Raw genomic sequence first — 21,774 nt, forward strand, 5'->3', positions numbered from 1 at the left:
CTAGAAGTACGTCGAGATCATGTCGACGACCTGCGGGTTCTCGCTGTCGTCGGCCACGACGGGGATGACGCGCCACTTGTCGAAGACGGTGCACGGGTGGCTCAGGCCGAGCCGCACGACGTCGCCGACGGCGAGCGGGTCGTCGGCGGGCAGGCGCAGGAAGGCGTGCTGGTCGTTGACCGCGGAGATCTCGGCCTCCAGGGGGCGGGCGGACTCGCCGAGTCCCGGTGCGGCGACCTGCGGTTCGGGCAGGCCCTCGTCGAAGGAGACGTCGCGGCGGCCCACGTCGAGGAGCGCCAGGCCGGGCTCGGGCCGCGAGATGACGCGGGCCCAGACGTGCATCGCCGACCGCAGCCGGGGTGCGTCGGCCTCGCGGCCGGACGGCGTGATGCCGCGGTAGAAGCCGTCGTCGTGGATGATGTACGCCCCCGAGCGGACGACGATCCGCGCGTCGTCGATGTCGCCCAGGACGGCGGCGACGCGGTCGAAATAGGCGCTGCCCCCGGCGGAGACGACGATGCGACCCTCCGGGTACAGCGGACGCAGCCGGACGTGCAGGTCCTTCAGCGTGCGGAGGTAGTCGTCGACGGTGCCGAGCGCCGCGGCCGAGGTGTCGTGCGCGAACGCGCCCTCGTACCCGGTGACGCCGCCGAGGCGCAGCCGCGGAGAGGCGGCGACGCGCTCGCCGATCGCGAAGGCCTCGTCGACGGTGCGCGCGCCGGTGCGGCCGCCGGGGCCGCCCAGCTCGACGAGCACGGTGGGCTGCCGGGTCGCTTCGGCGAGGCCGCGGTCGAGCACGTCGACGGTGCCGAGCCCGTCCGCCCACAGGGTGACCTCGAGCGCGGGGTCGGCGTCGAGCGCCTCGCCGAGCCAGCGGATGCCGGCCGGGTCGGCGATCGCGTTGGCCACGTGCAGGTTCCGGAAGCCGGTGGCGACCGCGGCCTGCAACTGCGGGAGATTCGCGACGGTGATGGCGGTGGACCCCGCATCGAGCTGGTCCTGCCAGAGCGCGGGCGCCATCGTGGTCTTGCCGTGCGGCTCGAGGTCGAAGCCGTGAGCGGCGGTCCACCGCGCGAACTCGGCGACGTTGTCGGACATCGCCGCGCGGTCGAGCACCAGCACCGGCGTCGAGAGCTCCGCGAGGCGCGGCGCGCGGGCGAGGAAATCGGCCGTCGTCATGCCGTTCGCCCACGCGGGCACCGCCTTGTCGAGCACACTCAGCTCCGCCGGCCGCGCTCCGTTCCCGTTGGCCATCATGCTTCCCAATCTGCTACGTTGCGTATATTGCAATCACCGTTGCGTGATGCGTGTCACAGACGCTAGCATTGCGGCGAGGACCTGCACAACCACGAGATGAAAGAACGGTGCGAGACGGTGACGGAAGCTTGGATCGCGTGCCTCGGGGAACCGCTGGCGCTGGTCGCCGCGGCGGACCTGGACGCGCCCGCTCCCGCCATGCACGCCGGCGGCGCCGAGGCCAACGTCGCCGCCGGCACCGCGGTCCTGGGCACCCCCACGGCCTTCCTCAGCCGGGTCGGCGGGGACGCCGAGGGGCGACGGATCGTCGAGCACCTGCGCGCGCACGGCGTGCTCACCGACGGCATCGAGGTCGACGGCAGCGGGTTCACCGGCCGGTACGCCAAGACCGAGGGCGTCGATGCGGACGGCGAGCCCGCAACCGCCAGCACCTACCGTCGCGCGGGCAGCGCGGCCGCGGCGATGGGCCCCGACTTCCTCACGCGCCCCGCGGTCGCGGCCGCCCTCGACACCGCGCGGATCGTGCACACCAGCGGCATCACGCCCGCCCTCTCCCCGTCGTGCGCGGCCCTCACCCGCGCCCTGCTCCGCGACCGGACTGGCATCACCGGCACCGTCACCTTCGACGTCAACTGGCGCGAGCAGCTCTGGCCCGACGGCGACCCGTCGCTGGTCATCGAGCTGGCCCGCTGCGCGGACGTCGTCCTGGTCGGATCCGACGAGGCCGAGCGCGTGCTCGGCACCGGCTCCCCCAGCGAGGTCCGGGCGCTCCTGCCCGAACCGCGCACCGTCGTCGTCAAGGACGGTGCCGTGCGGGCGATCGCCGTCGACCGCGCGGGCGCGCAGATCACGGTTCCCGCGCTGTCCGTCGACGTGATCGAGCCCGTGGGCGCCGGCGACTCCTTCGCTGCCGGCTTCCTGCACGGGCTCGCGCACGACGAGGACATGCGCACCTGCCTGCGCCGCGGGCACGCGGGAGCCGCGGCGACCCTGACGGTGCGCGCCGACTTCGCCACCCTGCCGCCCGAGGCGATGACGGCGTTACTGACCTGCGACGACGACGCCTGGTCCGCCGCGCACATCGGCCCGGACGGGATCCGCGTGGGCGGTGCGGACTTCCCGCCGCCCCGCGAGAGCGGAGCACCATGAGCCAGAGCCTGACCCGCGCGCTGGAGATCCTCCGCCTGCTGGGCGAGGGCCCCGCCTCGCTCGACGAGCTGGCCGACGAGCTCGGCGTGCACAAGACCACCGTGCTGCGCCTGCTGCGGCCGCTCACCGAGGCGCGCTTCGCGTACCACGACGAGGCGCACCGCTACCACCTCGGATCGCGCGTCTTCGACCTGGCCGCCCGGGCCTCGGAACAGCGCGGGATCCGCGAGATCGCCGCGCCCCACCTGGTCGCGTTCAACCGCGAGTACGGCCGCACCACGCACCTCGCGGCCCGCGAGGGCGACGCCGTCGTCTACATCGACAAGCTGGAGTCGCGGGACCTCATCCGCATGTACTCGCGGGTGGGCATGGAGGTCAATCTCAACTCCAGCGCCGTCGGCAAGCTCATGCTGTCGACGCTGCCCGACGACGAACTGCGACGGTTCGTCGCCGGGATGGACTTCACCCGGCGCACGCCGAACACCATCGTGACCCCCGAGGACTACCTCGCCGAGATCGAGCGCGTCCGCGCACAGGACTGGGCCGTGGACCGCGAGGAGAACGAGCCCACGATCAACTGCATCGGCGCGCCCGTCCGCGACGCGAGCGGCACCGTCGTCGCCGCGGTGTCCGTGTCGGTGCCCGACGTGGTCCTGCCCTTCGACGAGTTGCTGGACCTGCTGGAGCCGCTGCGCGCGACGTGCGCCGCCATCTCCCGCGACTGCGGGTACCGCCCGCGCTGAACCTCCCGGACACCCCGGGGAACACCGAAACACTCACGAGAGCAAAGGAATCACCACCATGACCGCGACCGCCGTCTCCACCACCGACGCGCCCGCTCCCGCCCACTTCTTCTCCCAGGGCGTGCGCCGCGGCAACATGCTGCAGGTCTCGGGCCAGGGCCCGATGGACCCGGCGACGAACCAGTACATCGCCGAGGGCGACGTCAAGGAGCAGACCCGGCGCACCCTGGAGAACGTCAAGGCGATCCTCGAGGCCGGCGGCGCCTCGGTGGCCGACGTGCTCATGTTCCGCGTCTACCTCACCACGCGCGACGACTTCGCCCCGATGAACGAGGTCTACGGTGCGTTCATCGCCGAGAACGTGCCCGAGGGCGCCGCGCTCCCCTGCCGCACGACGGTCTTCGTCGACCTCCCGCACGAGGTCATGCTCGTGGAGATCGACGCGCTCGCCGTGCTCGACTGATCGTCGCCGCGCTCCGCCCATTGATACATGCGCATACAGCCATGTATGTTCGTCCGGTGATCTCATCGGACGAGGGGCGGAGCTGAGATGAGCGGACACGCGGGACACGACCACGGGGTGTCGGCGGACGCCGACAAGCGCTGGCTGAGCCTGGCCCTGGCGCTCATCGTCGGCTTCATGGCGATCGAGGTGACGATCGGCATCATCGCGAGCTCGCTCGCGCTGATCACCGATGCCGCGCACATGCTGACCGACGCCGCGGCGATCGTGCTCGCGCTGGTCGCGATCAAGATCGCCGCGAAGCCGGCGAAGGGCGGATACACCTGGGGCCTCAAGCGGGTGGAGATCCTGTCGGCGCAGGCCAACGGGATCACCCTCCTGCTCCTCGCGGCGTTCTTCGTCTACGAGGGGATCTCGCGGCTGATCACGCCGCCCGACGTCGACGGCCGGCTGGTCTTCTTCACCGCCCTCGCCGGCTGCGCCGTGAACCTCGCCGCCACTTGGTGCATCCGGCGCGCCAACCGCACCAGCCTCAACGTCGAGGGCGCCTACCAGCACATCCTCAACGACCTGTACGCCTTCATCACCACCGCCATCGCGGGCGCGATCATCTGGGCCACGGGGTGGGGCCAGGCGGACGCGATCGCCGCCCTGGTCGTTGCGGCGCTCATGCTCAAGGCCGGCTGGGGGCTGGTCAAGGCGTCGGGGCGGATCTTCCTCGAGGCCGCGCCCGAGGGCATCGACCCCGCCGAGGTCGGGCGCGACGTCGCGGCCGTCCCGTCCGTGACCGAGGTGCACGACCTGCACATCTGGGAGATCACCTCGGGGCAGCCTGCACTCTCCGCGCACGTCCTCGTCGACGCGGCGTCGGACTGCCACGCCGTCCGCTCGAAGATCAGCGGCATGCTGCACGACGAGTACGACATCGAGCACGCGACGCTGCAGGTCGATCACGACGGCGCCGAGGACCACTGCGACGAGCCTCACGGGGAGGCGTACCGCTCGGAGTGAGCCGCGACACGATCCTTCTCAACCCTGGTTGTTTAGGTTAGGCTCCCCTGCATGAATGCAGGACGCTCCCTCCTCGCCCTGGCTGCGGCCGTCGCCGCGACCGGCGCCCTCGCGGCACCCGCTGCCGCCGCGCCCGCGCAGGGCACCGTCGTCATCGTTCCCGGCCAGTACATCGGCTCGCTGCCCTACCAGCCGATGAAGGCCGCCCTCGAGCGGTCCGGGTCGCGGGTCGAGGTGCTGAACCTGCGGGGCCTCGACCTGCGCTCCGACGCCGCCGCGATCGGCGCGGCCGTCGACCGGGCGAAGGCCGGCGGCGGCCCCGTCTCCCTGGTCGGTCACAGCGTGGGCGGCCTCAGCGCCCGCTACTACCTCAAGGCGCTGGGCGGAGCCCCGAAGGTGACCCACTACGTCGCGATCGGCACCGCGCAGTACGGCAGTCCCGCCGCCTGCTCGCAGTCCGGCACCGCCCGCGAGGTGTGCCCCGGTTCGAGCTTCCTCGCCACGCTGAACAGCGGCGTCGGGGCCGTCGGACCCACGCAGTACTTCTCGATCCGGAGCGCCAAGGAGTGGGCCGACGGCCGCATCACCGGACCGCAGTGCCGGATGACGCCCGTCCCGTCGGCCACCGGGAACGGCGGATTCGACCACACCGTCGAGCCCGTGAACCCGCGCGTGATCGCGCAGGTCCAGGCCGCGGTCGCCGGACGGTGCGAGGGCGTGCGCGCCGACGAGGCCGCCGGCTCGATCCAGGCGGCGAACACCCTGTACCCGGCGGGCCGGGCCGCCAGCGGAGGCTAGCGGGTCAGGACCCCGTGAACGGCGGCACCACGTAACAGGGCACCGGCCGCGGATGCTGCGGATCGAGGGCGTTGAGCGCGAAATACGCCGCGCGCCGGGAACCCGCGATGGCCAGATGGTCGGAGAAGTCCTGGCCGCAGGTGTCCTGCACGACGATGTTGGTGACCTTGATTCCGGGCGGGCCGTCGAGCTGGCCGCTCGTGTACGGCAGCACCAGCTCGTCGAAGCGGGTGGAGATGTTCGTGTACTCGACGCCGCGCGCATAGGGCGTACCGTCGGCCCAGATCTTGTCGAGGAAGCGCGATCCCGGCAGCATGTCGCCGATCGACTCGAAAACCGGGAAGTACGGATCGCGGATGTTCAGGCCGCGCACGAAGACCGAGGCCGCGCGCCCGAGGTCGCCACCGGTGCCGCGCCAGAGCGGCGCGAGCGAGACGTACTTGCCCACCTTGTCGGCGCCGCCCAGGTACTTCACGAAGTACGACGGCATGAGCGTGCCCTGCGAGTGGCCGATGAGATCGACCTTCTTCGCGCCGGTCGATACGAGAACGCGTTCCACCGTCTGCTTGAGCTGCTGCGCGCTGGTCGCGAGCGGGCGGGTCCCGCCGATCTGATTCACCGGCCACGGCGCACCGGGCAGCGCGCCGTAGGTGAAGGAGAAGACGCAGTAGCCGTTGTTCTTGAGGAGCGGCGCGTAGGCGCCCCAGTTCGTCTGCGAGCCGCCGCCGGTGCCGTGCACCAGCACGACGGGGTTGGGGTGGCGGACTGTGGGCCTGCAGGAGTAGTCGTTCGTCCCCGGCAGCGAACCGTTCGCGTTCGTCAGTTCCGACGGTATGCCGCCGAAGAAGTTGAAGTTCTCGGGCAGCGGAGCCGCGGTCGACGGTGCCGCCACCAGGAGCGCGATGCCGGCCGCAGCGACGGCCGCCCGTCGCCATACGGAACGCAGGTTCATGCTCACGGACGATAGCCCAACCCACGTCGTACTGAGAGACGTTTCTAGAACTTGTTTCACTCACAGTCGTCCGGCCCGGACACTCCACCATCGCCGCCGAATCGTGCGATGCGGTCACTTTCCCGGCTAATTACCCATATCCGGCAATCAGCTTGCCGCCGCAAAGGCGTACACCGTAAGAACCGCGGGAGAGGGACCGTCCCGCGGTCGTCGCTTCCCCCGGTCTGCAGGAGTACCCATGTCCCCCACCTTCACCCGCGTCGTCGTCGCCGCGTTCTCGATCGCGGCCCTCGCCGCCCCCGCCGCCGTGTCGCACGCCGACCCGTACTACAAGAACTGCACCGAGGTACGCAAGGCCGGCAAGGCCCCACTGCTCAAGGGCGATCCCGGGTACGCGAGCCACCTCGACCGCGACGGCGACGGGATCGCCTGCGAGGTGAAGAAGTAGCAGCGGACACGAAAGCGCCCCCGGCCGATGGCCGGGGGCGCTTCGCTGTGGAGCCGCCGGGAATTGAACCCGGGTCCTCCGTCATTTCTACGGGGCTTCTCCGTGCGCAGTCCGCTCTGTCTCTACTCGGATCTCCCGGTCTCACGGACGAGCCGGGATGACGATCCCAGTCGCTGTTTGATGTCCCCCGCGATACCGCGACCGCACCGCGGGGTGAATCCCTCTAGCTGATGCCAGTACCCGGGCCGAGGGCGAACCCGGACTGACAGACTCGCCTGGCTGCTTAGGCAGCGAGAGCGAAGTCGCGCTGATTGGAATCGGCGCTTATAGGGTTGCTGCGACGCTTACGGTGGTCTCCAGCCTGCACCGGCACGCTTCCCCCGCGTCAACAAACGAAGTCGAAACCGATCGGCCCCTCATCGTCCGCTCTGCGGAAGCCCACCCCTTGCGGAGTGGAAGTTCCATACTACCGCACCGGCATCGGCGACTGTCCAGCGAATATCAGACGGTGCGCAGCCGCACGCCGGCGGCGGAGGCGTTCATGTTCATCAGCACGGTGAGCAGCACCGCTCCGATGCGATGCGCCAGCGAAACGACCTTGGCCTTGTTCTCGACACTCATGGATCCGCTCCTCACTTGAGTCCCACGAGTCACATCAGTAACTCGTATCTCAAGTGAACGCCCGCCAAGACCGGAACTCAACGTGCCACGCCGGGCACCGTCGGAATGAAATCAGCCGCGCATGCCCTTGACGCGCCGGCCGAGCTCCTTGACGAGCTCGCGCTCGGCGGTGCGGCGGGCGATGTCCTGCCGCTTGTCGTAGTCCTGCTTGCCCTTGGCGAGCGCCAGCTCGACCTTGACCCGGCCCTCGTTGAAGTACATCGACAGCGGCACCAGGGTCTGGTTGCCCTCGCGGATCTTGCCGGTCAGCGAGTCGATCTCACGCCGGTGCATGAGCAGCTTCCGCGTGCGGCGCGGCGTGTGGTTGGTCCACGAGCCGTTGCCGTACTCGGGGATGTGCAGACCGCGCAGCCAGACCTCGCCGTCGTCGATCGTGGCGTACGCGTCCACGAGCGAGGCCTTGCCCTCGCGGAGCGCCTTGACCTCGGTGCCCACGAGCACCACGCCGGCCTCGAAGGTGTCGAGGATGGCGTAGTTGTGGCGCGCCTTGCGGTTGCTCGCGATCACCGAGCGCCCCTTCTCCTTCGCCATCGTCCCCATCCCTTCCGTACGCCGTAACCGGGTGCCGGTCACGCTGGACAACCACTCCATCGTACGGGGATGCGACGGTGCGCGGAAAGCGACTTATCGGCGGGGCTACTCCCGGACGTAGAAGCGCAGCGTGACGTACGCGGTGATGGCGGCGAAGCCGGCGCCCACGAGGAGCAGCCACGGGGAGACCAGCAGCACGTCGGTGTTCGTGATCCGCGCCAGGATGTTCACGCCGTACATCTCGCGCAGGGCCCGGTCGAAGAACAGGGCCTTGCCCGCGAACAGGCCGGCGATCGCGAGGACCGCGCCGATGACGGCGCCGATCACCGCCTCCAGCAGGAAGGGCAGCTGGGTGTACCAGCGGGAGGCACCCACCAGGCGCATGATCGAGACCTCGGTGCGCCGCGTGTACGCGGCCACCTGCACCATGTTCGCGATCAGCAGCACCGCGGCGACGGCCTGGATCAGGGCGACGAAGAAGGCGGCGTTCCGCGCGCCGTTGAGCACGGAGAAGACGCGCTCCACCAGCTCGCGCTGGTCCTGGACCCCGGCCACGCCGGGCTGCCCCTTCACCGCGTCGATCACCGCGGAGAACTTCGTCTCGTCGCCCACGCGCACCTTGAAGGACGCGGGCAACACGCCGGGCCGCACCAGCTCGGCGAGCTCGGGCTGGTCGGCGAAGGTCTTGGTCTTCGCGGTCTCGAGCGCCTTGTCCTGCGAGATGTAGTCGATCGAGTCGACGCCCGGCTGCGCCTTGATCTTCGACTCGATCGCCTGGCACACGGCCTTCTGGCAGTCGGGATCGTCGGCGGCGACCTTGTCGTCGACGAACACCTGGATCTCGACGCGCTGCAGGAAAATGTCCTGGCTCTTGTCCGCCATCCGCACCACGAGCAGGCCGCCGCCGAACAGGCCGAGCGAGATCGCGGTGGTGAGGATCATGGCGATCGTCATGCTCACGTTCCGGCGGAGGCCCGTGAAGACCTCGCTGGTGATGAAACTGGCTCGCACTGGAAATTCAGTCCTTCGGTTCGTCGTCGTCGGCGGGGGGCGGCGGGCGCCGTCAGCGGCCCAGCCCGTACACGCCGGTGGCGTCGTCGCGCACCATCTCGCCCATGCGGAACTCGATGACGCGGCGGCGCATCGAGTCCACGATGTGGCGGTCGTGCGTGGCCATGACCACGGTGGTCCCGGCCCGGTTGATCCGGTCGAGCACGTCCACGATCTCCGCGGAGGTGTCGGGGTCGAGGTTGCCGGTCGGCTCGTCGGCGAGCAGCAGCAGCGGCCGGTTGGCGATGGCGCGGGCGATGGCCACGCGCTGCTTCTCGCCGCCCGACAGCTCGCTGGGCATGCGGTTCGCCTTGCCGCCGAGGCCCACGTAGTCGAGCACCTGCGGGACCGTCCGGTCGATGACGTTGCGCGGCTTGCCGATGACCTCGAGGGCGAAGGCCACGTTCTCGGCCACCGTCTTCTGCTGGAGCAGGCGGAAGTCCTGGAAGACGCACCCCAGCGACTGCCGCAGCTGCGGCACGCGGCGCCCGGAGAGCTTGTTCACGTGGTAATCGCCCACGTAGACGTCGCCGCTCGTCGGCTTGTCCTCCTTGAGCAGGAGCCGGAAGAACGTCGACTTCCCGGAACCCGAGGGCCCGATCAGGAAGGCGAACTCACCCTTGCCGATCTCGAGCGACAGGTCGTGGAGCGCCGGCCGGGCCGACGCCTTGTACATCATCGTGACGTTCTGGAGCGTGATCACGAGCGCCCAGTCTACTGACGCCGCGCACTAGCCCGGCGGAACCACCGTCGTCGGTGCGCCGCCGGTGGTGGGCGGCTCGGTCGTCGCGCCCGGAATCCCCGGCAGCGTGACCCCGCCCGGCAGCACGATCCCGCCCGGCGCGGAGGTGGTCGTCGCGCCTCCCGTGGTGGTGGCGGTCCCCGGCTCACCCGAGCGGCCCGGCACCGTCGACGACGGTGCGCCGGACTCCCCCGGCCCACCGCTCGACGGGACCGCGCTCGACGGTGCCCGCGGGGGCGTGGTCGTGACCGGCGCGTCGTACGTGGGCTCCTCCTGCGCGGGCGCCGTCGTGGTGGCGACCGGCGTCTGCCCGGTGCGGCGCTGCTCCTCGGGGACGAACTGCGCGTACAGGTCGAGGTACCACCACATCAGCCCCAGGAACAGCAGCCCCAGGACGACGGTGCTGGTGCGCGCGCGGGTGTGCGGGATCGTCTTCGGGATGCGCTCCCACGCGGCCGGGAGCGCCCGGGTGGGCTCGGACGGCGCGGGAGGCGGCTCGGGCGGCGCGGCCTGGGCGCGGATCTCCGTCGTGGCGTCGGCGTCGTTCTCGGGCTCGTCCGGCGACCCCTTCGAGATGTCGCTCACTGCGGCGTCACCTCCTCCTCGTCCTCGACGGTGTCGGTGACGGGCGCGACGTCGATGCCGGCCGTCGCCAGGCTGCGGACGATGCGCTCGCGCAGGTTGCGACCCACCTCGAACTGCTTGCCGGGCAGGGTGCGGGCGACCATCCGCAGGTTCACCCGGTCGAGGTCGATCGACTCGATGCCCATGAGGGTGGGCTCGTCGAGCAGCAGCGTCGACATCTTCGGGTCGTGATAGGCCCGCTCGCCGACGCGGTGCAGCAGCGTGTTGACCTTCCCCATGTCGACGGTCTTCGGCAACGGGATGTCGACCACGGCGCGCGCCCAGTCCTTCGACAGGTTGGTGGCCTTGACGATCTGCCCGTTCGGCACGGTGATGACCTCGCCGTCGGTGTTGCGGAGCTTGGTGACCCGCAGCGTGACGTCGGAGACGGTGCCCTCGGCCTCCGAGCCGCCGGTCAGCGAGAGGTTCACCACATCACCGAAGCCGTACTGCCGCTCGGTGATGAGGAAGAAGCCGGCCAGCAGGTCCTGCACCACCCGCTGGGCGCCGAAACCGAGGGCCGCGCCGATGACGGTGGCCGGCGCGACGAGGGCGTTGATCGGCACGCCGAGCGCCTTGACGATCTGATAGGCGGCGAACAGGTAGATCGCGGCGATCGCGACCCAGCTGATCACCTGGATGAGCGCGTGCTGGTGCTTCGCGGACTCCGAGCGCACCAGCGAGTCGCTGTTCTTGAACTGGGCGTCGATCCGCATGGTGACCCGCGCCGAGAACCAGTTCACGAACCGGTTCGCCAGGACCGCGGCGATGATCCACAGCATGATCGGCAGGACCCGCTCGAACATGAGGAGGCGCCACCCCGTGACGTCGGGGAGGATCGAGTTCGCGAGCAGCGCGCTACTCGTCATCGCCGCGCATCCGCCAGCGGATACCCGCCTCGATGAAGCCGTCCAGATCGCCGTCGAGCACGGCCGACGGGTTGTTCACCTCGTACTCGGTGCGCAGGTCCTTCACCATCTGGTACGGGTGCAGCACGTAGGAGCGCATCTGGTTGCCCCAGGAGGCGCCCTCGTTCGTCTTGAGCGCGTCCATCTGCGCGCGCTCCTCCTGCCGCTTGCGCTCGAGCAGCTTGGCCTGCAGGACCTTCATGGCCGAGACCTTGTTCTGCAGCTGGCTCTTCTCGTTCTGGCAGGTGACGACGATGCCGGTGGGGATGTGCGTGAGCCGCACCGCGGAGTCGGTGGTGTTGACCGACTGGCCGCCCGGGCCCGACGAGCGGTACACGTCGACGCGCACCTCGTTCTCGTCGACGTCGATGTGGTCGGTGGTCTCCACCACCGGCAGCACCTCGACCTCGGCGAAGGAGGTCTGGCGGCGGCCCTGGTTGTCGAAGGGGCTGATCCGCACGAGGCGGTGGGTGCCCATCTCGACCGAGAGGGTGCCGTAGGCGTAGTCCGTCTTGACCGCGAAGGTGGCGGACTTCAGGCCCGCCTCCTCGGCGTAGCTGGTGTCGTAGACCTCGACGCCGTAGCCGTGCTTCTCGGCCCAGCGGATGTACATGCGCATGAGCATCTCGGCCCAGTCCGCGGCGTCGACGCCGCCGGCGCCGGCGCGGATGTTGACCAGCGCGTCGCGGGCGTCGTACTCGCCCGAGAGCATGGTCTTGACCTCCATGGCCTCGATCTCGGTGCGCAGCTGGGCGCGGTCGCCGTCGGCGTCCTCGAGCGCCGCCGCCTTGTCGTCGCCCTCCTCCGCGTCGGCCAGCTCGTAGAGCACGGGCAGGTCGTCGAGCCGCTGCCGCAGGTCGGTGACGCGGCGCAGCTCCGCCTGGGCGTAGGACAGCTCGCTCGTGACCTGCTGGGCGTTGGCCTGGTCGTTCCACAGCTCGGGGTCGGACGCCTTGTGTTCCAGCTCGTCGACGCGCCGGCGCAGCTCGTCGAGGTCGATCACCTTCTCCACCGTCTGCAGGGTGGTGTCGAGGCTGTCGATGTCTGCGGCTACGTCAGGATGCACAGTCACCCAGGATACTGGGCCGCCGCGATGGCCGAGGCCGACGGCGCACTATGGTCGCGTCATGGACGGATGGGAGCTGCTGATCGTCCTCGCGGCCGGTGTCGGGGCCGGTTTCATCAACTCCCTCGTCGGCAGCGGCACCCTCATCACCTTCCCCACGCTCGTCGCCTTCGGCGTCCCGCCGGTCACCGCGACGATCAGCAACGCGATCGGCCTCGTCGCGGGCGGGATCTCCGGCACCTGGGGGTACCGCCGCGAGCTCTCCGGGCAGTTCGACCGGCTGCGCTGGCAGATGCCGGCGTCGGTGGCGGGGGCGGTGGTCGGCGCGTTCCTCCTGCTGCACCTGCCGGAGACGGTGTTCGAGACGATCGTCCCGATCCTCCTGGTCCTGGCGCTGGCGCTCGTGGTCCTGCAGCCCCGCATCCAGCGGTGGACCGCCCCGCACGACGATGCCGACACACCGCCCTCGACGGGCCGGCTCGCCGCGCTCGTCGCCGCCACGTTCGCGATCGGCATCTACGGCGGCTACTTCACCGCCGCGCAGGGCATCCTGCTGGTCGCCGCGATGGGCGTCCTGGTGCACGACGACCTGCAGCGCATCAACGCGGCGAAGAACCTGCTCTCCCTGCTGGTCAACGTGGTCGCGGCGGTGTTCTACCTGGTGTTCGCCTTCGACCGGATCGCCTGGCCTGTGGCCGGGGTCATCGCGGTGGGTTCCCTGATCGGCGGAGCGCTCGGCGCGCGCTTCGGCCGAGGCCTCTCCCCCACCGCGCTACGCACGATCATCGTGGTGGTCGGCACCATCGGGCTGTGGCGGCTCCTCACCACCTAGGCCCTGCGATCAGATGGCGGGCGGCTGCAGCGAGCCGAGCTGCCAGGAGCTGTCGACCTTGCCCACCTTGTAGTAGACGGGCAGACGGTCCCCGACCTCCGGCCAGCGCTCAGTGAAGTCCACGATCAGCCGCCGGTAGACGTGCGTCGGCGGGGTGGTCGGGCCCTCGACGGTGCCGGAGACCGTGACGAAGGCCTGCCCCTTCTGATCGGGTTCGACCGGGCGCGGGCTCACGCCGCTGAGCGTGAGCATCCCGTCCTCCATGCCCGGGCCCGCCGGCGCGGTCCCGAGCGTGCCCCGCTTGGAGCGCTGCCACATGACGACGAGCGCGCCCAGCATCGCGGCGAGCATGAGCACCCAGATCCATTCCATATGTCCAGATTACCGACGGGGACCGCCCCGCGCCCGTGACCGGCCTCGGCTACCGTTCTCGCATGTCGAGCGCACCGTCGAACCCCGTGAACCCCGACCTCGCCCTGGCCCTCGCCCTCGCGGACGCGGCCGACGAGCTGACCATGGCGCGGTTCGGCGCGCTGGACCTGAAGGTCGACGCCAAGCCCGACCTCACGCCCGTCTCCGACGCCGACCTCGCCACCGAGACGCTCATCCGCGAGCGGCTCGCCGCGGAACGCCCCGGCGACGCGGTGCTCGGCGAGGAGTTCGGGGGCGAGGCCGTCTTCGAGGGCCGGCAGTGGGTGATCGATCCCATCGACGGCACGAAGAACTACGTCCGCGCGGTGCCGGTCTGGTGCACGCTGATCGCGCTCCTCGAGGACGGCGTGCCCGTGGTGGGCGTGGTCTCGGCCCCCGCGCTCAAGCGCCGCTGGTTCGCCGGCGCGGGCGTCGGCTCGTTCGTCTCCTTCGACGGTGCCGAGCCGCGCCGGATCGCGGTCTCGGGCGTGCAGGAGATCGCGGACTCGTCGATCTCCTTCTCCGACCTGTCGTACTTCCCCGACGCCGGATCGCGCGAGCGCTTCCTGGCGCTGGCCGCCGACGCGTGGCGCCTGCGCGGCTACGGCGACTTCTGGAGCTACTGCCTGGTCGCGGAGGGCGCGGTGGACATCGCGGTGGAACCCGAAGTGTCCCTGTGGGATCTGGCCGCTGTCGAGATCGTGGTGCGCGAGGCCGGGGGCGTGTTCACCGGCACCGACGGGACGCCGGGCCCGCACGCGGGCTCGGCCGTGGCCGCGAACCCGGCGCTGCACCCCCAGGTGCTGGCACGTCTCACTCCCTGACACGCCGACACGGTTTTCGTCCCATCTCTTGGCACTTAACTTACCGAGGAGTAAGGTCTCATCTGACTGATGAGTAAGTTGGCGGCCAGGACGCCGGGATCACCCCCGCGACCAGCGCCGCCACGACGACGAGATGGTGGAGATGAGCACGTCAACCGATCCCCGGGACACCAGCGCCATCGGGAAGAACCCGATCCGGCGGAACCCCACGGGCCAGCTGATCCGCGCCCTGATGGCCGTGGTGCAGACGCCCTTCGTCCAGAACCGCGGCCTGCAGGACGTGGTGAACCGCGTCGCCTACGAGGGCACCAAGCACGGATTCAAGGCGCTCGGCGCCGCGAACCGGACCTTCAAGGTGGTCGCCGGCACCGGTAAGCCGAAGCGGCTGAGCTCGAGCACGAAGTCGAACTACGACCTCACCCCGGACGACGAGCAGCAGATGATCGTCGACACGGTGCGGGACTTCGCAGCCGAGATCGTCCGTCCGGCGGCCTTCGACGCCGACGCGGCGACCGCGGCCCCGGCGTCGCTGCTCGAGCGCGCGACCGAGCTCGGCATCACCATGATCAACGTGCCCGAGGAGCTCGACGGTGCCGGCAGCGACCGCGGCGCGGTGACCAACGCCCTCGTCGCCGCGGCCCTCGCCCACGGCGACATGGGCCTCGCGCTGCCGATCCTCGCCCCCAGCGGCGTCGCGGTGACGCTGTCGCAGTTCGGCTCCGACGGCCAGCAGCAGACCTACCTCAAGGAGTACGCCGGCGAGTCCGTGCCGCAGTCCTCCGTGGTGATCGCCGAGCCCGGCGCGCTGTTCAACCCGTTCGCGCTGTCCACCAAGGCCACGCGCACCACGGGCGGCTACGTCCTGAGCGGCGTGAAGTCGATGGTGCCACAGGCCGGTTCGGCCGAACTGTTCGTGGTCGGCGCCGAGCTGGACGGCAAGCCCGCCCTGTTCATCGTCGAGTCCGGCACCGACGGCGTGATCGTCGAGGGCGACCCCAGCATGGGCCTGCGCGCCGCCGCGCTCGGCCGCCTGAACCTCAACAACGTCAAGGTTCCCGCGACCGCGCTGCTGGGCGAGGTCGACCTCGACACCGCTACCCAGAACTACACCGACGTGGTGCGCCTGGCCCGCCTCGGCTGGTCGGCGCTCGCGCTCGGCACGTCGCGCGCCGTGCTCGACTACGTCACCCCGTACGTCAAGGAGCGCGAGGCCTTCGGCGAGCCGATCGCGCACCGGCAGGCGGTGGCCTTCGCCGTGGCCGACATGGCGACCGAGGTCGAGGGCCTGGAGCTGCTCGTATGGCGCGGCGCCGCGCGCGCCGACCAGGGCCTGTCCTTCGGCCGCGAGGCCGCGCTCGCGCGGAAGTTCGCCACCGACAAGGGCATGCGGATCGGCCTGGACGGCGTCCAGCTGCTCGGCGGGCACGGCTTCACGAAGGAGCACCCCGTGGAGCGCTGGTACCGCGACCTGCGCGCCGTCGGCATCGCCGAGGGCGTCGTCGTCCTCTAGGCCCCTTCGACTTCAGAGCAGAAGAAAGAACCCTCATGGCAATCAATCTGGAACTCCCCAAGAAGCTGAAGGCGTCGGCCGAGATGTCGCACCAGGGTGCGGCCGAGATCTTCCGCCCCATCTCGCGCAAGTACGACCTCGCCGAGCACGAGTACCCCAAGGAACTCGACACCATCGCGGCCCTCTACGACGGGCTCGCGGACGCGGGCCAGGCCCCGTCGGCCGCCACGGGCGACCGCAAGAAGGGCGAGGGCGAGGAGAAGCCCAAGCCCAAGCCGGCCGATGTCACCGCGGGCAGCCGCAACGGCGGCACCATGGAGTCGATCATCAACGCGATCGAGATGTGCTGGGGCGACGCGGGCCTCATGCTCGCCTTCCCCTACCAGGGCCTCGGTAACGCCGCGATCGCCGCCGTCGCGACCGACGAGCAGCTCGAGCGCTTCGGCAAGGTGTGGGCGTCCATGGCGATCACCGAGCCGTCGTTCGGCTCGGACTCGGCCGCCGTCACCGCGACAGCGACCCGCGACGGCGACGAGTGGGTCCTCAACGGCACCAAGATCTTCGTGACCTCGGGCTCGCGCGCCGACCACATCGTGGTGTGGGCGACCGTGGACAAGAGCGCCGGCCGCGCCGCGATCAAGTCCTTCGTGGTGCCCCGCGAGCACCCGGGCGTCACCGTTGCCCGGCTCGAGCACAAGCTCGGCATCCGCGCCTCGGACACCGCGGAGATCCGCTTCGAGGACTGCCGCATCCCCTTCGAGAACATCCTCGGCAGCCCCGAGGTGAACGTCGAGAAGGGCTTCGCCGGGGTCATGCAGACCTTCGACAACACCCGTCCGCTGGTGGCCGCCATGGCCATCGGCGTCGCACGGGCGTCGCTGGAGGAGCTGCGCACCGTCCTCGAGAACGCGGGCATCGTCATCGACTACGACGCGCCGGTGAACACCCTGCCGCACGCCGCGGCAGAGTTCATCCGCCTCGAGTCCGACTGGGAAGCCGCCTACCAGCTGACGCTGAAGTCGGGCTGGATGGCCGACAACAAGCTCCCGAACTCGATGAACGCGTCGATGGCGAAGGCCAAGGCGGGCCGGGTGGGCTCGGACGTCACGCTCAAGGCCGTGGAACTGGCCGGTGCGCTGGGTTACTCGGAGCGCACGCTGCTCGAGAAGTGGGCACGCGACTCGAAGATCCTCGACATCTTCGAGGGCACGCAGCAGATCCAGCAGCTGATCATCGCGCGCCGTCACCTGGACCTCACGAGCTCGCAGCTCAAGTAAGCCAGGGGAGGTACGACGGGGCGTCGGCGCGGTGGACCGCGGCGGCGCCCCGTTCGCGTGCGCGACCCGACCGCGACGAAAGTCGTAGTCGCGCGGGCCCGCGCCGCGACCTTCGGCGGCTCCCCGCCGCTGCGCCTCGCCAGTACCGTGGACGCATGGATTCGAGCGTCGACGGGCCGCGGTGGCAGCGGTGGTGGACCGCCCCGCGCCTCCGCGACGGCGCATGCGTCGTGCTCTCGGTCCTCCTCGCGGTCGCCACCGCAGCGGTGGAGTGGCGCGGCGGGTCCACCGCCTACGGCAATCTCGCGCTCGTGGTCGGCCTCGCCGGTTCGCCGCTCCTGTGGTGGCGTCGCAGGTGGCCGCTCGAAGTCACCGTGATCGGCGGGATCCTCACCGCGGCCGTCGGATTCCCCGGCGTGGCCCTCCTCGGCCTGTTCACCCTCGCCGTGCGGCGGCGCGACCGCGTCCTGGTGATCGCGACCGCCTTCGTCGCCGCCTGCCTCGCCGTGCCACGCCCGTGGTCGAGCGTTCCGTGGCAGCTCGGCGACACCCTCACCAGCGTGGCGCTCGCCGCGGCCTTCGCGCTCTGGGGCTCGTACGTCGGCGCGCGCCGGGACCTCATCGAGTCGCTGCGCGAGCGCGCCGTGCGAGCCGAGGCCGAACGCGAGCTGCGCGCCGTCCAGGCCCGCACCGCCGAGCGCTCCCGCATCGCGCGGGAGATGCACGACGTCCTGGCGCACCGGGTCTCGCTCATCGCGCTGCAGGCCGGCGCGCTCGAGGTCAACGCCGGCGCGGCGTCCGGCACCGTCGAACGGGCGGCGGCGGAGATCCGCACCACGGCGCACGAGACCCTCGAGGACCTGCGGGGCGTGCTCGGCGTGCTGCGCGGGTCCGACGCCGAGCCGCTCGCGCCGCAGCCGGATCTCGCCGACCTCGCCCGCCTGGTCGAGGAGTCCCGGGTGGGCGGCGCCACCGTCGAGCTGCTGATCGACGAGGCCTCCGCGGCGCCGCACGCCGTGCCGGAGGCCCTGGGCCGCACCGCCTACCGCATCGTCCAGGAGAGCCTGACGAACGTGCGCAAGCACGCCGGCCCGGCGGCCGTCCGGGTCGCGGTGCGGCTGCACGCGCATCGGCTCTCCATCGAGGTGGTCAACGACCGCCCGCACTCTCCCGCGTCTCCCCTGCCCGGCTCGGGCTCCGGCCTGATCGGCCTGGCCGAGCGGGTGCAGCTCGCCGGCGGCGAGATCACCTCCGCCGCCACCGCTGCCGGCGGGTGGCGCGTCTACGCCGAGCTGCCCGTCCCCGTCGAGCGGGCCTGACCCGCCGGGGGCCGTGGCAGGATGGTCACGACCCCAGGAGGACCCGTGACCCGCATCGTCATCATCGACGACGACCCGCTGGTGCGGTCCGGCCTGCGCATGATCATCGAATCCGCCGAGGACCTGACGATCGTCGGCGAGGGCGGCGACGGCGCCGAGGCCGTGGACCTGGTCCGCGAATGCCGTCCCGACGTGGTGCTCATGGACATCCGCATGCCGTCCGTCGACGGTCTCGCCGCCACCGCGCTGGTGCGCGCGGAGCCCGAACCGCCGCAGGTCATCGTGCTCACCACGTTCGACCTCGACGACTACGTGCTGCGCGCCCTGCAGGCGGGCGCCGCCGGCTTCATGCTCAAGGACACCCCGCCGCGCCAGCTGCTCGACGGCGTCCGCGTGGTCGCCTCGGGCGAGGCGATGCTCTCCCCCAGCGTGACCCGCAAGCTCATCGCCCGCTTCGCCGACGATCCGCGCGAGGACCGCCGCCGCGTCGCGCTCGCCCGGGTCGCGGTGCTCACGGACCGCGAGCACGAGGTCTTCCTCGGCATCGCCGGGGGCGGATCCAATGCCCAGATCGGCCGGGAGCTGTTCATGAGCGAGGCCACGGTGAAGACCCACGTCTCGCGGCTGCTGGACAAGCTCGACGTGGCCAACCGGGTGCAGCTCGCGATCCTCGCGCACGACGCCGGTCTCACGCCCCGTTAGGCCGACGGTGCCACCCGTACGACTTTCGTAGGGGGTCGCCGGCGCCCCGGTCCGACCATCGTCTACGAAGTGGACATCGGTCGTCCACAAGGGCTTTCGAGGCCTACCGTGCGTCGCTCCCGGTGGCCACACTGGATGGCATGGCATCATTCCTCTACAAGGTCGGACGGTTCTGCTACCGGAAATGGTGGCTCGTCCTCGTGCTCTGGATTGTCGCCTTCCTCGCGATCGGAGCCGCGGGATCGTCGCTGTCCAAGCCCTTCAAGGACGACTTCAACCTCCCCGGCAGCCGCGCCGTCGAGGCGCAGAACGTGTTGCAGGAGAAGTTCCCCGAGACCGCGAAGACGCAGGCGCCCACCGCCACTGTCGTGCTGCAGTCGACCAACGGGCAGCGGCTGGACCAGGGCGGCAACGCCACGGCCGTGAACGCCGTGGTCGACAAGCTGCGCCAGGTGCCGCAACTCACCGCCGCCGACAAGGCCGCCGTCATCAACCCCACCGTGGGGGCGGCCGCCGCCGAGAACCTCAGCAGCGACGGCCGGACCGCGCAGATCCACTTCTCCTTCGGCGACGTCAAGGAGGTCTCGGAGGAGTCGATCGAGGCCGTGGCGGCGGCGAAGAAGGCGGGCACCGACGCGGGCCTGAAGGTCGAGAGCGCCGGCTCCGCCAACGAGACCGAGGCCGAACCGCCGGCGGAGATGATCGGCATCGTGGTGGCGGTGATCGTCATGATCATCACCTTCGCGGCACTGCTCGCGGCGCTGATGCCGCTGGGGGCGGCGCTGATCGGCATCGGGCTCTCGACGTCGATCATCGCGATCGGCACCTCCTTCCTCACGCTCGGCACCTCCACGACCGGCCTGTCGATGATGATCGGGCTCGCGGTGGGCATCGACTACTCGCTGTTCGTGATCTCGCGGTACCGCCAGGAGTTGATGACCACGTCGGACCGGTCGCACGCCGCGGGCCTCGCGGTCGGCACCGCGGGCAGCGCCGTGGTCTTCGCCGGTGCCACGGTGATCATCGCGCTGTGCGGGCTGTCGATCACGGGTATGTCGTTCCTGTCCCAGATGGGCCTCGGTGCCGCGGTCACCGTCGCGCTCGCCGTCCTTGTGGCGCTGACGGTGCTCCCCGCCCTCCTGGGCATGTTCAAGTCGACCGTGTTCAAGCCTCGGCTGCCGCTGCTCTGGACGCCCGAGCAGACCGAGCGCCGCCCGATGGGTCAGCGCATCGGCGACCTCCTCACCCGCAAGCCGCTCCCCTTCCTCGTGGGTGCCGTCGCGATCCTCGCGCTCGCGGCCATCCCCATCGGGAAGATCGAGCTCGGCCTGGACTTCGCCGCGCCGTCGGACAAGGCGGCGGTGCAGATGCAGAGCGACGCTTTCGGCGCCGGCAAGTCGTCGCCGCTCGTCGCCGTCGTCGACACCCAGGGCAAGGGGGACCTGAAGGCGGCGACGCAGCGGTTCGCCGATCAGGCCCGCACGCTGCCGGGAATCGCCCACGACGGCGTGATCGGTCCCGTGCCCAACGCGACCGGCGACGCGGCGCAGTTCATCATCGTCCCGGAGTCGGGGCCGTCGACGAAGCAGACCGCGACCCTGCTCGACGAGCTGCGGGACCGCGCGGAGACCGTGGGCGGCGCCACGTCGACCTACATCGGCATCGGCGGCGCCGCGGCGATCAACGCCGACTTCTCCGAGACGCTCACCTCGAAGCTGCCGCTGTACCTGATCGTGGTCGTGGGCCTGGCGATCCTGTTGCTGATGATCGTCTTCCGCTCGGTGATCATCCCCGTGATCGCGTCGCTGGGCTTCCTGCTCTCCATCGCCGCCACCTTCGGCGTCACCGTCGGCGTCTTCCAGGAGGGCTGGTTGGGCTGGATCGCGCCCGAGGAGCGCGGCCCGATCCTGGTGTTCATGCCGATCTTCCTCATCGGCATCGTCTTCGGGCTCGCGATGGACTACCAGGTGTTCCTGGTGAGCCGGATGCGGGAGGAGCACCATCACGGAGCGCCGGCTCTGGAGGCGATCCGGATCGGCTACCGGTCGGGGGCCCGCGTCGTGACCGCGGCCGCGATCATCATGATCTCCGTCTTCGCCGGATTCACGCTCTCCTCCATGACCTTCCTGAAGCTGATGGGCTTCTCGATGGCGGCGGCCATCGTCTTCGACGCCTTCCTCGTGCGGATGATCATCATGCCCACGGCGATGGCGGTGCTCGGCGATCGCGCGTGGTGGATCCCGCGCTGGCTCGACAAGGCGCTCCCCCGCATCGACGTGGAGGGCGACGGGCTGCGGGCGATGGACGCCGGCGCGGACGCGGACACCGCACCCGTGCAGCAGAACCCGGCGATCGCGGCCGCCGCGCCGACGGTGGCTTCGACTCGCGTTCCGGCACCGCACCCGATCGCGGCGCCGCCGGTCACCCCGACGCTGATTCCCGCACGGACTCCCGCCGGTGCGGGAGTCCGTGCGGG

Annotated in this window: 22 protein-coding genes and 1 other RNA gene; 13 read left to right on the plus strand and 10 right to left on the minus strand. The window is 70.6% G+C overall.

The features are described from left to right. Positions 1-1,257 (minus strand): amino acid deaminase, encoded by a 1,257-nt coding sequence (locus LB823_RS16500; protein ID WP_224648813.1) that lies wholly within the window; start codon positions 1,255-1,257, stop codon positions 1-3. Between the two features lie 96 nt (positions 1,258-1,353). Here LB823_RS16500 and LB823_RS16505 point away from each other — a divergent pair, with 96 nt between their 5' ends. The 5 genes from LB823_RS16505 to LB823_RS16525 all read left to right on the plus strand — a co-directional run bounded on the left by LB823_RS16505 (position 1,354) and on the right by LB823_RS16525 (position 5,421). Beyond that, positions 1,354-2,406 carry a sugar kinase gene (locus LB823_RS16505; RefSeq protein WP_224648815.1) on the plus strand — a complete coding sequence of 351 codons (1,053 nt, stop codon included), beginning with the start codon at positions 1,354-1,356 and terminating at the stop codon, positions 2,404-2,406. Then, positions 2,403-3,149 (plus strand): IclR family transcriptional regulator, encoded by a 747-nt coding sequence (locus tag LB823_RS16510; RefSeq protein WP_224648818.1) that lies wholly within the window; start codon positions 2,403-2,405, stop codon positions 3,147-3,149. Before LB823_RS16505 ends, LB823_RS16510 begins: the two co-directional genes overlap by 4 nt. Before the next feature lie 58 nt (positions 3,150-3,207). After that, a complete protein-coding gene (locus tag LB823_RS16515) occupies positions 3,208-3,612 on the plus strand; it encodes a RidA family protein (RefSeq protein ID WP_146430997.1) in 405 nt (134 codons plus the stop codon). Positions 3,613-3,699: 87 nt separating this feature from the next. Further along, positions 3,700-4,623 (plus strand): cation diffusion facilitator family transporter, encoded by a 924-nt coding sequence (locus LB823_RS16520; RefSeq protein ID WP_224648820.1) that lies wholly within the window; start codon positions 3,700-3,702, stop codon positions 4,621-4,623. A gap of 51 nt (positions 4,624-4,674) precedes the next feature. Further along, positions 4,675-5,421, plus strand: coding sequence for a lipase (locus LB823_RS16525; RefSeq protein WP_224648822.1), 747 nt, complete (start codon positions 4,675-4,677; stop codon positions 5,419-5,421). 4 nt (positions 5,422-5,425) lie between these two features. On the opposite strand, the gene LB823_RS16530 is transcribed toward LB823_RS16525, so the two are convergent. Next, complete coding sequence (locus LB823_RS16530) at positions 5,426-6,373, minus strand: triacylglycerol lipase (RefSeq protein WP_224648825.1); 948 nt, start codon at positions 6,371-6,373, stop codon at positions 5,426-5,428. A 238-nt stretch (positions 6,374-6,611) separates the two neighbouring features. On the opposite strand from LB823_RS16530, the gene LB823_RS16535 reads away from it, so the two are divergent. Beyond that, positions 6,612-6,821 (plus strand): excalibur calcium-binding domain-containing protein, encoded by a 210-nt coding sequence (locus tag LB823_RS16535; protein ID WP_224648827.1) that lies wholly within the window; start codon positions 6,612-6,614, stop codon positions 6,819-6,821. Between the two features lie 45 nt (positions 6,822-6,866). Here the strand turns inward: LB823_RS16535 and ssrA are convergent. The 7 genes from ssrA to prfB form a co-directional block, all read right to left on the minus strand. Further along, positions 6,867-7,237, minus strand: a transfer-messenger RNA (tmRNA) gene (ssrA, locus tag LB823_RS16540). Between the two features lie 316 nt (positions 7,238-7,553). Then, positions 7,554-8,033, minus strand: a complete 480-nt coding sequence (gene smpB, locus LB823_RS16545; RefSeq protein WP_224648840.1) for an SsrA-binding protein SmpB — start codon at positions 8,031-8,033, stop codon at positions 7,554-7,556. Between the two features lie 105 nt (positions 8,034-8,138). Continuing rightward, positions 8,139-9,044 (minus strand): permease-like cell division protein FtsX, encoded by a 906-nt coding sequence (ftsX, locus tag LB823_RS16550; protein WP_224648842.1) that lies wholly within the window; start codon positions 9,042-9,044, stop codon positions 8,139-8,141. A gap of 52 nt (positions 9,045-9,096) precedes the next feature. After that, on the minus strand, positions 9,097-9,786 hold the full coding sequence (gene ftsE / locus LB823_RS16555; RefSeq protein ID WP_068521966.1) for a cell division ATP-binding protein FtsE: 690 nt from the start codon (positions 9,784-9,786) through the stop codon (positions 9,097-9,099). Between the two features lie 27 nt (positions 9,787-9,813). Next, on the minus strand, positions 9,814-10,410 hold the full coding sequence (locus LB823_RS16560; RefSeq protein ID WP_224648844.1) for a hypothetical protein: 597 nt from the start codon (positions 10,408-10,410) through the stop codon (positions 9,814-9,816). Then, positions 10,407-11,318, minus strand: coding sequence for a mechanosensitive ion channel family protein (locus LB823_RS16565; RefSeq protein ID WP_224648846.1), 912 nt, complete (start codon positions 11,316-11,318; stop codon positions 10,407-10,409). Before LB823_RS16565 ends, LB823_RS16560 begins: the two co-directional genes overlap by 4 nt. Further along, on the minus strand, positions 11,308-12,423 hold the full coding sequence (gene prfB, locus LB823_RS16570) for a peptide chain release factor 2 (protein WP_224648848.1): 1,116 nt from the start codon (positions 12,421-12,423) through the stop codon (positions 11,308-11,310). Before prfB ends, LB823_RS16565 begins: the two co-directional genes overlap by 11 nt. 61 nt (positions 12,424-12,484) lie before the next feature. On the opposite strand from prfB, the gene LB823_RS16575 reads away from it, so the two are divergent. Next, positions 12,485-13,255 (plus strand): sulfite exporter TauE/SafE family protein, encoded by a 771-nt coding sequence (locus tag LB823_RS16575; protein WP_224648850.1) that lies wholly within the window; start codon positions 12,485-12,487, stop codon positions 13,253-13,255. A gap of 9 nt (positions 13,256-13,264) precedes the next feature. Here the strand turns inward: LB823_RS16575 and LB823_RS16580 are convergent, their stop codons facing one another. Continuing rightward, a complete protein-coding gene (locus LB823_RS16580) occupies positions 13,265-13,627 on the minus strand; it encodes a hypothetical protein (RefSeq protein ID WP_224648852.1) in 363 nt (120 codons plus the stop codon). A gap of 62 nt (positions 13,628-13,689) precedes the next feature. On the opposite strand from LB823_RS16580, the gene hisN reads away from it, so the two are divergent. The 6 genes from hisN to LB823_RS16610 form a co-directional block, all read left to right on the plus strand. Next, a complete protein-coding gene (gene hisN / locus LB823_RS16585; protein ID WP_224648854.1) occupies positions 13,690-14,490 on the plus strand; it encodes a histidinol-phosphatase in 801 nt (266 codons plus the stop codon). Between the two features lie 133 nt (positions 14,491-14,623). Next, positions 14,624-16,000, plus strand: a complete 1,377-nt coding sequence (locus tag LB823_RS16590) for an acyl-CoA dehydrogenase family protein (protein WP_374201340.1) — start codon at positions 14,624-14,626, stop codon at positions 15,998-16,000. 35 nt (positions 16,001-16,035) lie between these two features. After that, positions 16,036-17,277, plus strand: coding sequence for an acyl-CoA dehydrogenase family protein (locus LB823_RS16595; RefSeq protein WP_224648858.1), 1,242 nt, complete (start codon positions 16,036-16,038; stop codon positions 17,275-17,277). A 155-nt stretch (positions 17,278-17,432) separates the two neighbouring features. Continuing rightward, positions 17,433-18,596 carry a histidine kinase gene (locus LB823_RS16600; protein ID WP_224648861.1) on the plus strand — a complete coding sequence of 388 codons (1,164 nt, stop codon included), beginning with the start codon at positions 17,433-17,435 and terminating at the stop codon, positions 18,594-18,596. A gap of 45 nt (positions 18,597-18,641) precedes the next feature. Further along, a complete protein-coding gene (locus tag LB823_RS16605; RefSeq protein ID WP_224648863.1) occupies positions 18,642-19,298 on the plus strand; it encodes a response regulator transcription factor in 657 nt (218 codons plus the stop codon). A 140-nt stretch (positions 19,299-19,438) separates the two neighbouring features. After that, positions 19,439-21,774: MMPL family transporter (locus LB823_RS16610; protein WP_224648865.1), on the plus strand; the 2,336-nt coding region annotated here is incomplete at its 3' end.

Source organism: Tsukamurella sp. M9C, from assembly GCF_020169415.1.
Lineage (GTDB): Bacteria > Actinomycetota > Actinomycetes > Mycobacteriales > Mycobacteriaceae > Tsukamurella.

Excerpts from the sequence above, each read along its gene's own strand:
- LB823_RS16500 (WP_224648813.1), bottom strand. The coding sequence starts at position 1,257 with ATGATGGCCAACGGGAACGGAGCGCGGCCGGCGGAGCTGAGTGTGCTC.
- LB823_RS16505 (WP_224648815.1), top strand. The coding sequence starts at position 1,354 with ATGAAAGAACGGTGCGAGACGGTGACGGAAGCTTGGATCGCGTGCCTC.
- LB823_RS16510 (WP_224648818.1), top strand. The coding sequence starts at position 2,403 with ATGAGCCAGAGCCTGACCCGCGCGCTGGAGATCCTCCGCCTGCTGGGC.
- LB823_RS16515 (WP_146430997.1), top strand. The coding sequence starts at position 3,208 with ATGACCGCGACCGCCGTCTCCACCACCGACGCGCCCGCTCCCGCCCAC.
- LB823_RS16520 (WP_224648820.1), top strand. The coding sequence starts at position 3,700 with ATGAGCGGACACGCGGGACACGACCACGGGGTGTCGGCGGACGCCGAC.
- LB823_RS16525 (WP_224648822.1), top strand. The coding sequence starts at position 4,675 with ATGAATGCAGGACGCTCCCTCCTCGCCCTGGCTGCGGCCGTCGCCGCG.
- LB823_RS16530 (WP_224648825.1), bottom strand. The coding sequence starts at position 6,373 with ATGAACCTGCGTTCCGTATGGCGACGGGCGGCCGTCGCTGCGGCCGGC.
- LB823_RS16535 (WP_224648827.1), top strand. The coding sequence starts at position 6,612 with ATGTCCCCCACCTTCACCCGCGTCGTCGTCGCCGCGTTCTCGATCGCG.
- smpB (WP_224648840.1), bottom strand. The coding sequence starts at position 8,033 with ATGGCGAAGGAGAAGGGGCGCTCGGTGATCGCGAGCAACCGCAAGGCG.
- LB823_RS16565 (WP_224648846.1), bottom strand. The coding sequence starts at position 11,318 with ATGACGAGTAGCGCGCTGCTCGCGAACTCGATCCTCCCCGACGTCACG.
- LB823_RS16575 (WP_224648850.1), top strand. The coding sequence starts at position 12,485 with ATGGACGGATGGGAGCTGCTGATCGTCCTCGCGGCCGGTGTCGGGGCC.
- LB823_RS16580 (WP_224648852.1), bottom strand. The coding sequence starts at position 13,627 with ATGGAATGGATCTGGGTGCTCATGCTCGCCGCGATGCTGGGCGCGCTC.
- hisN (WP_224648854.1), top strand. The coding sequence starts at position 13,690 with ATGTCGAGCGCACCGTCGAACCCCGTGAACCCCGACCTCGCCCTGGCC.
- LB823_RS16590 (WP_374201340.1), top strand. The coding sequence starts at position 14,624 with ATGGTGGAGATGAGCACGTCAACCGATCCCCGGGACACCAGCGCCATC.
- LB823_RS16595 (WP_224648858.1), top strand. The coding sequence starts at position 16,036 with ATGGCAATCAATCTGGAACTCCCCAAGAAGCTGAAGGCGTCGGCCGAG.
- LB823_RS16600 (WP_224648861.1), top strand. The coding sequence starts at position 17,433 with ATGGATTCGAGCGTCGACGGGCCGCGGTGGCAGCGGTGGTGGACCGCC.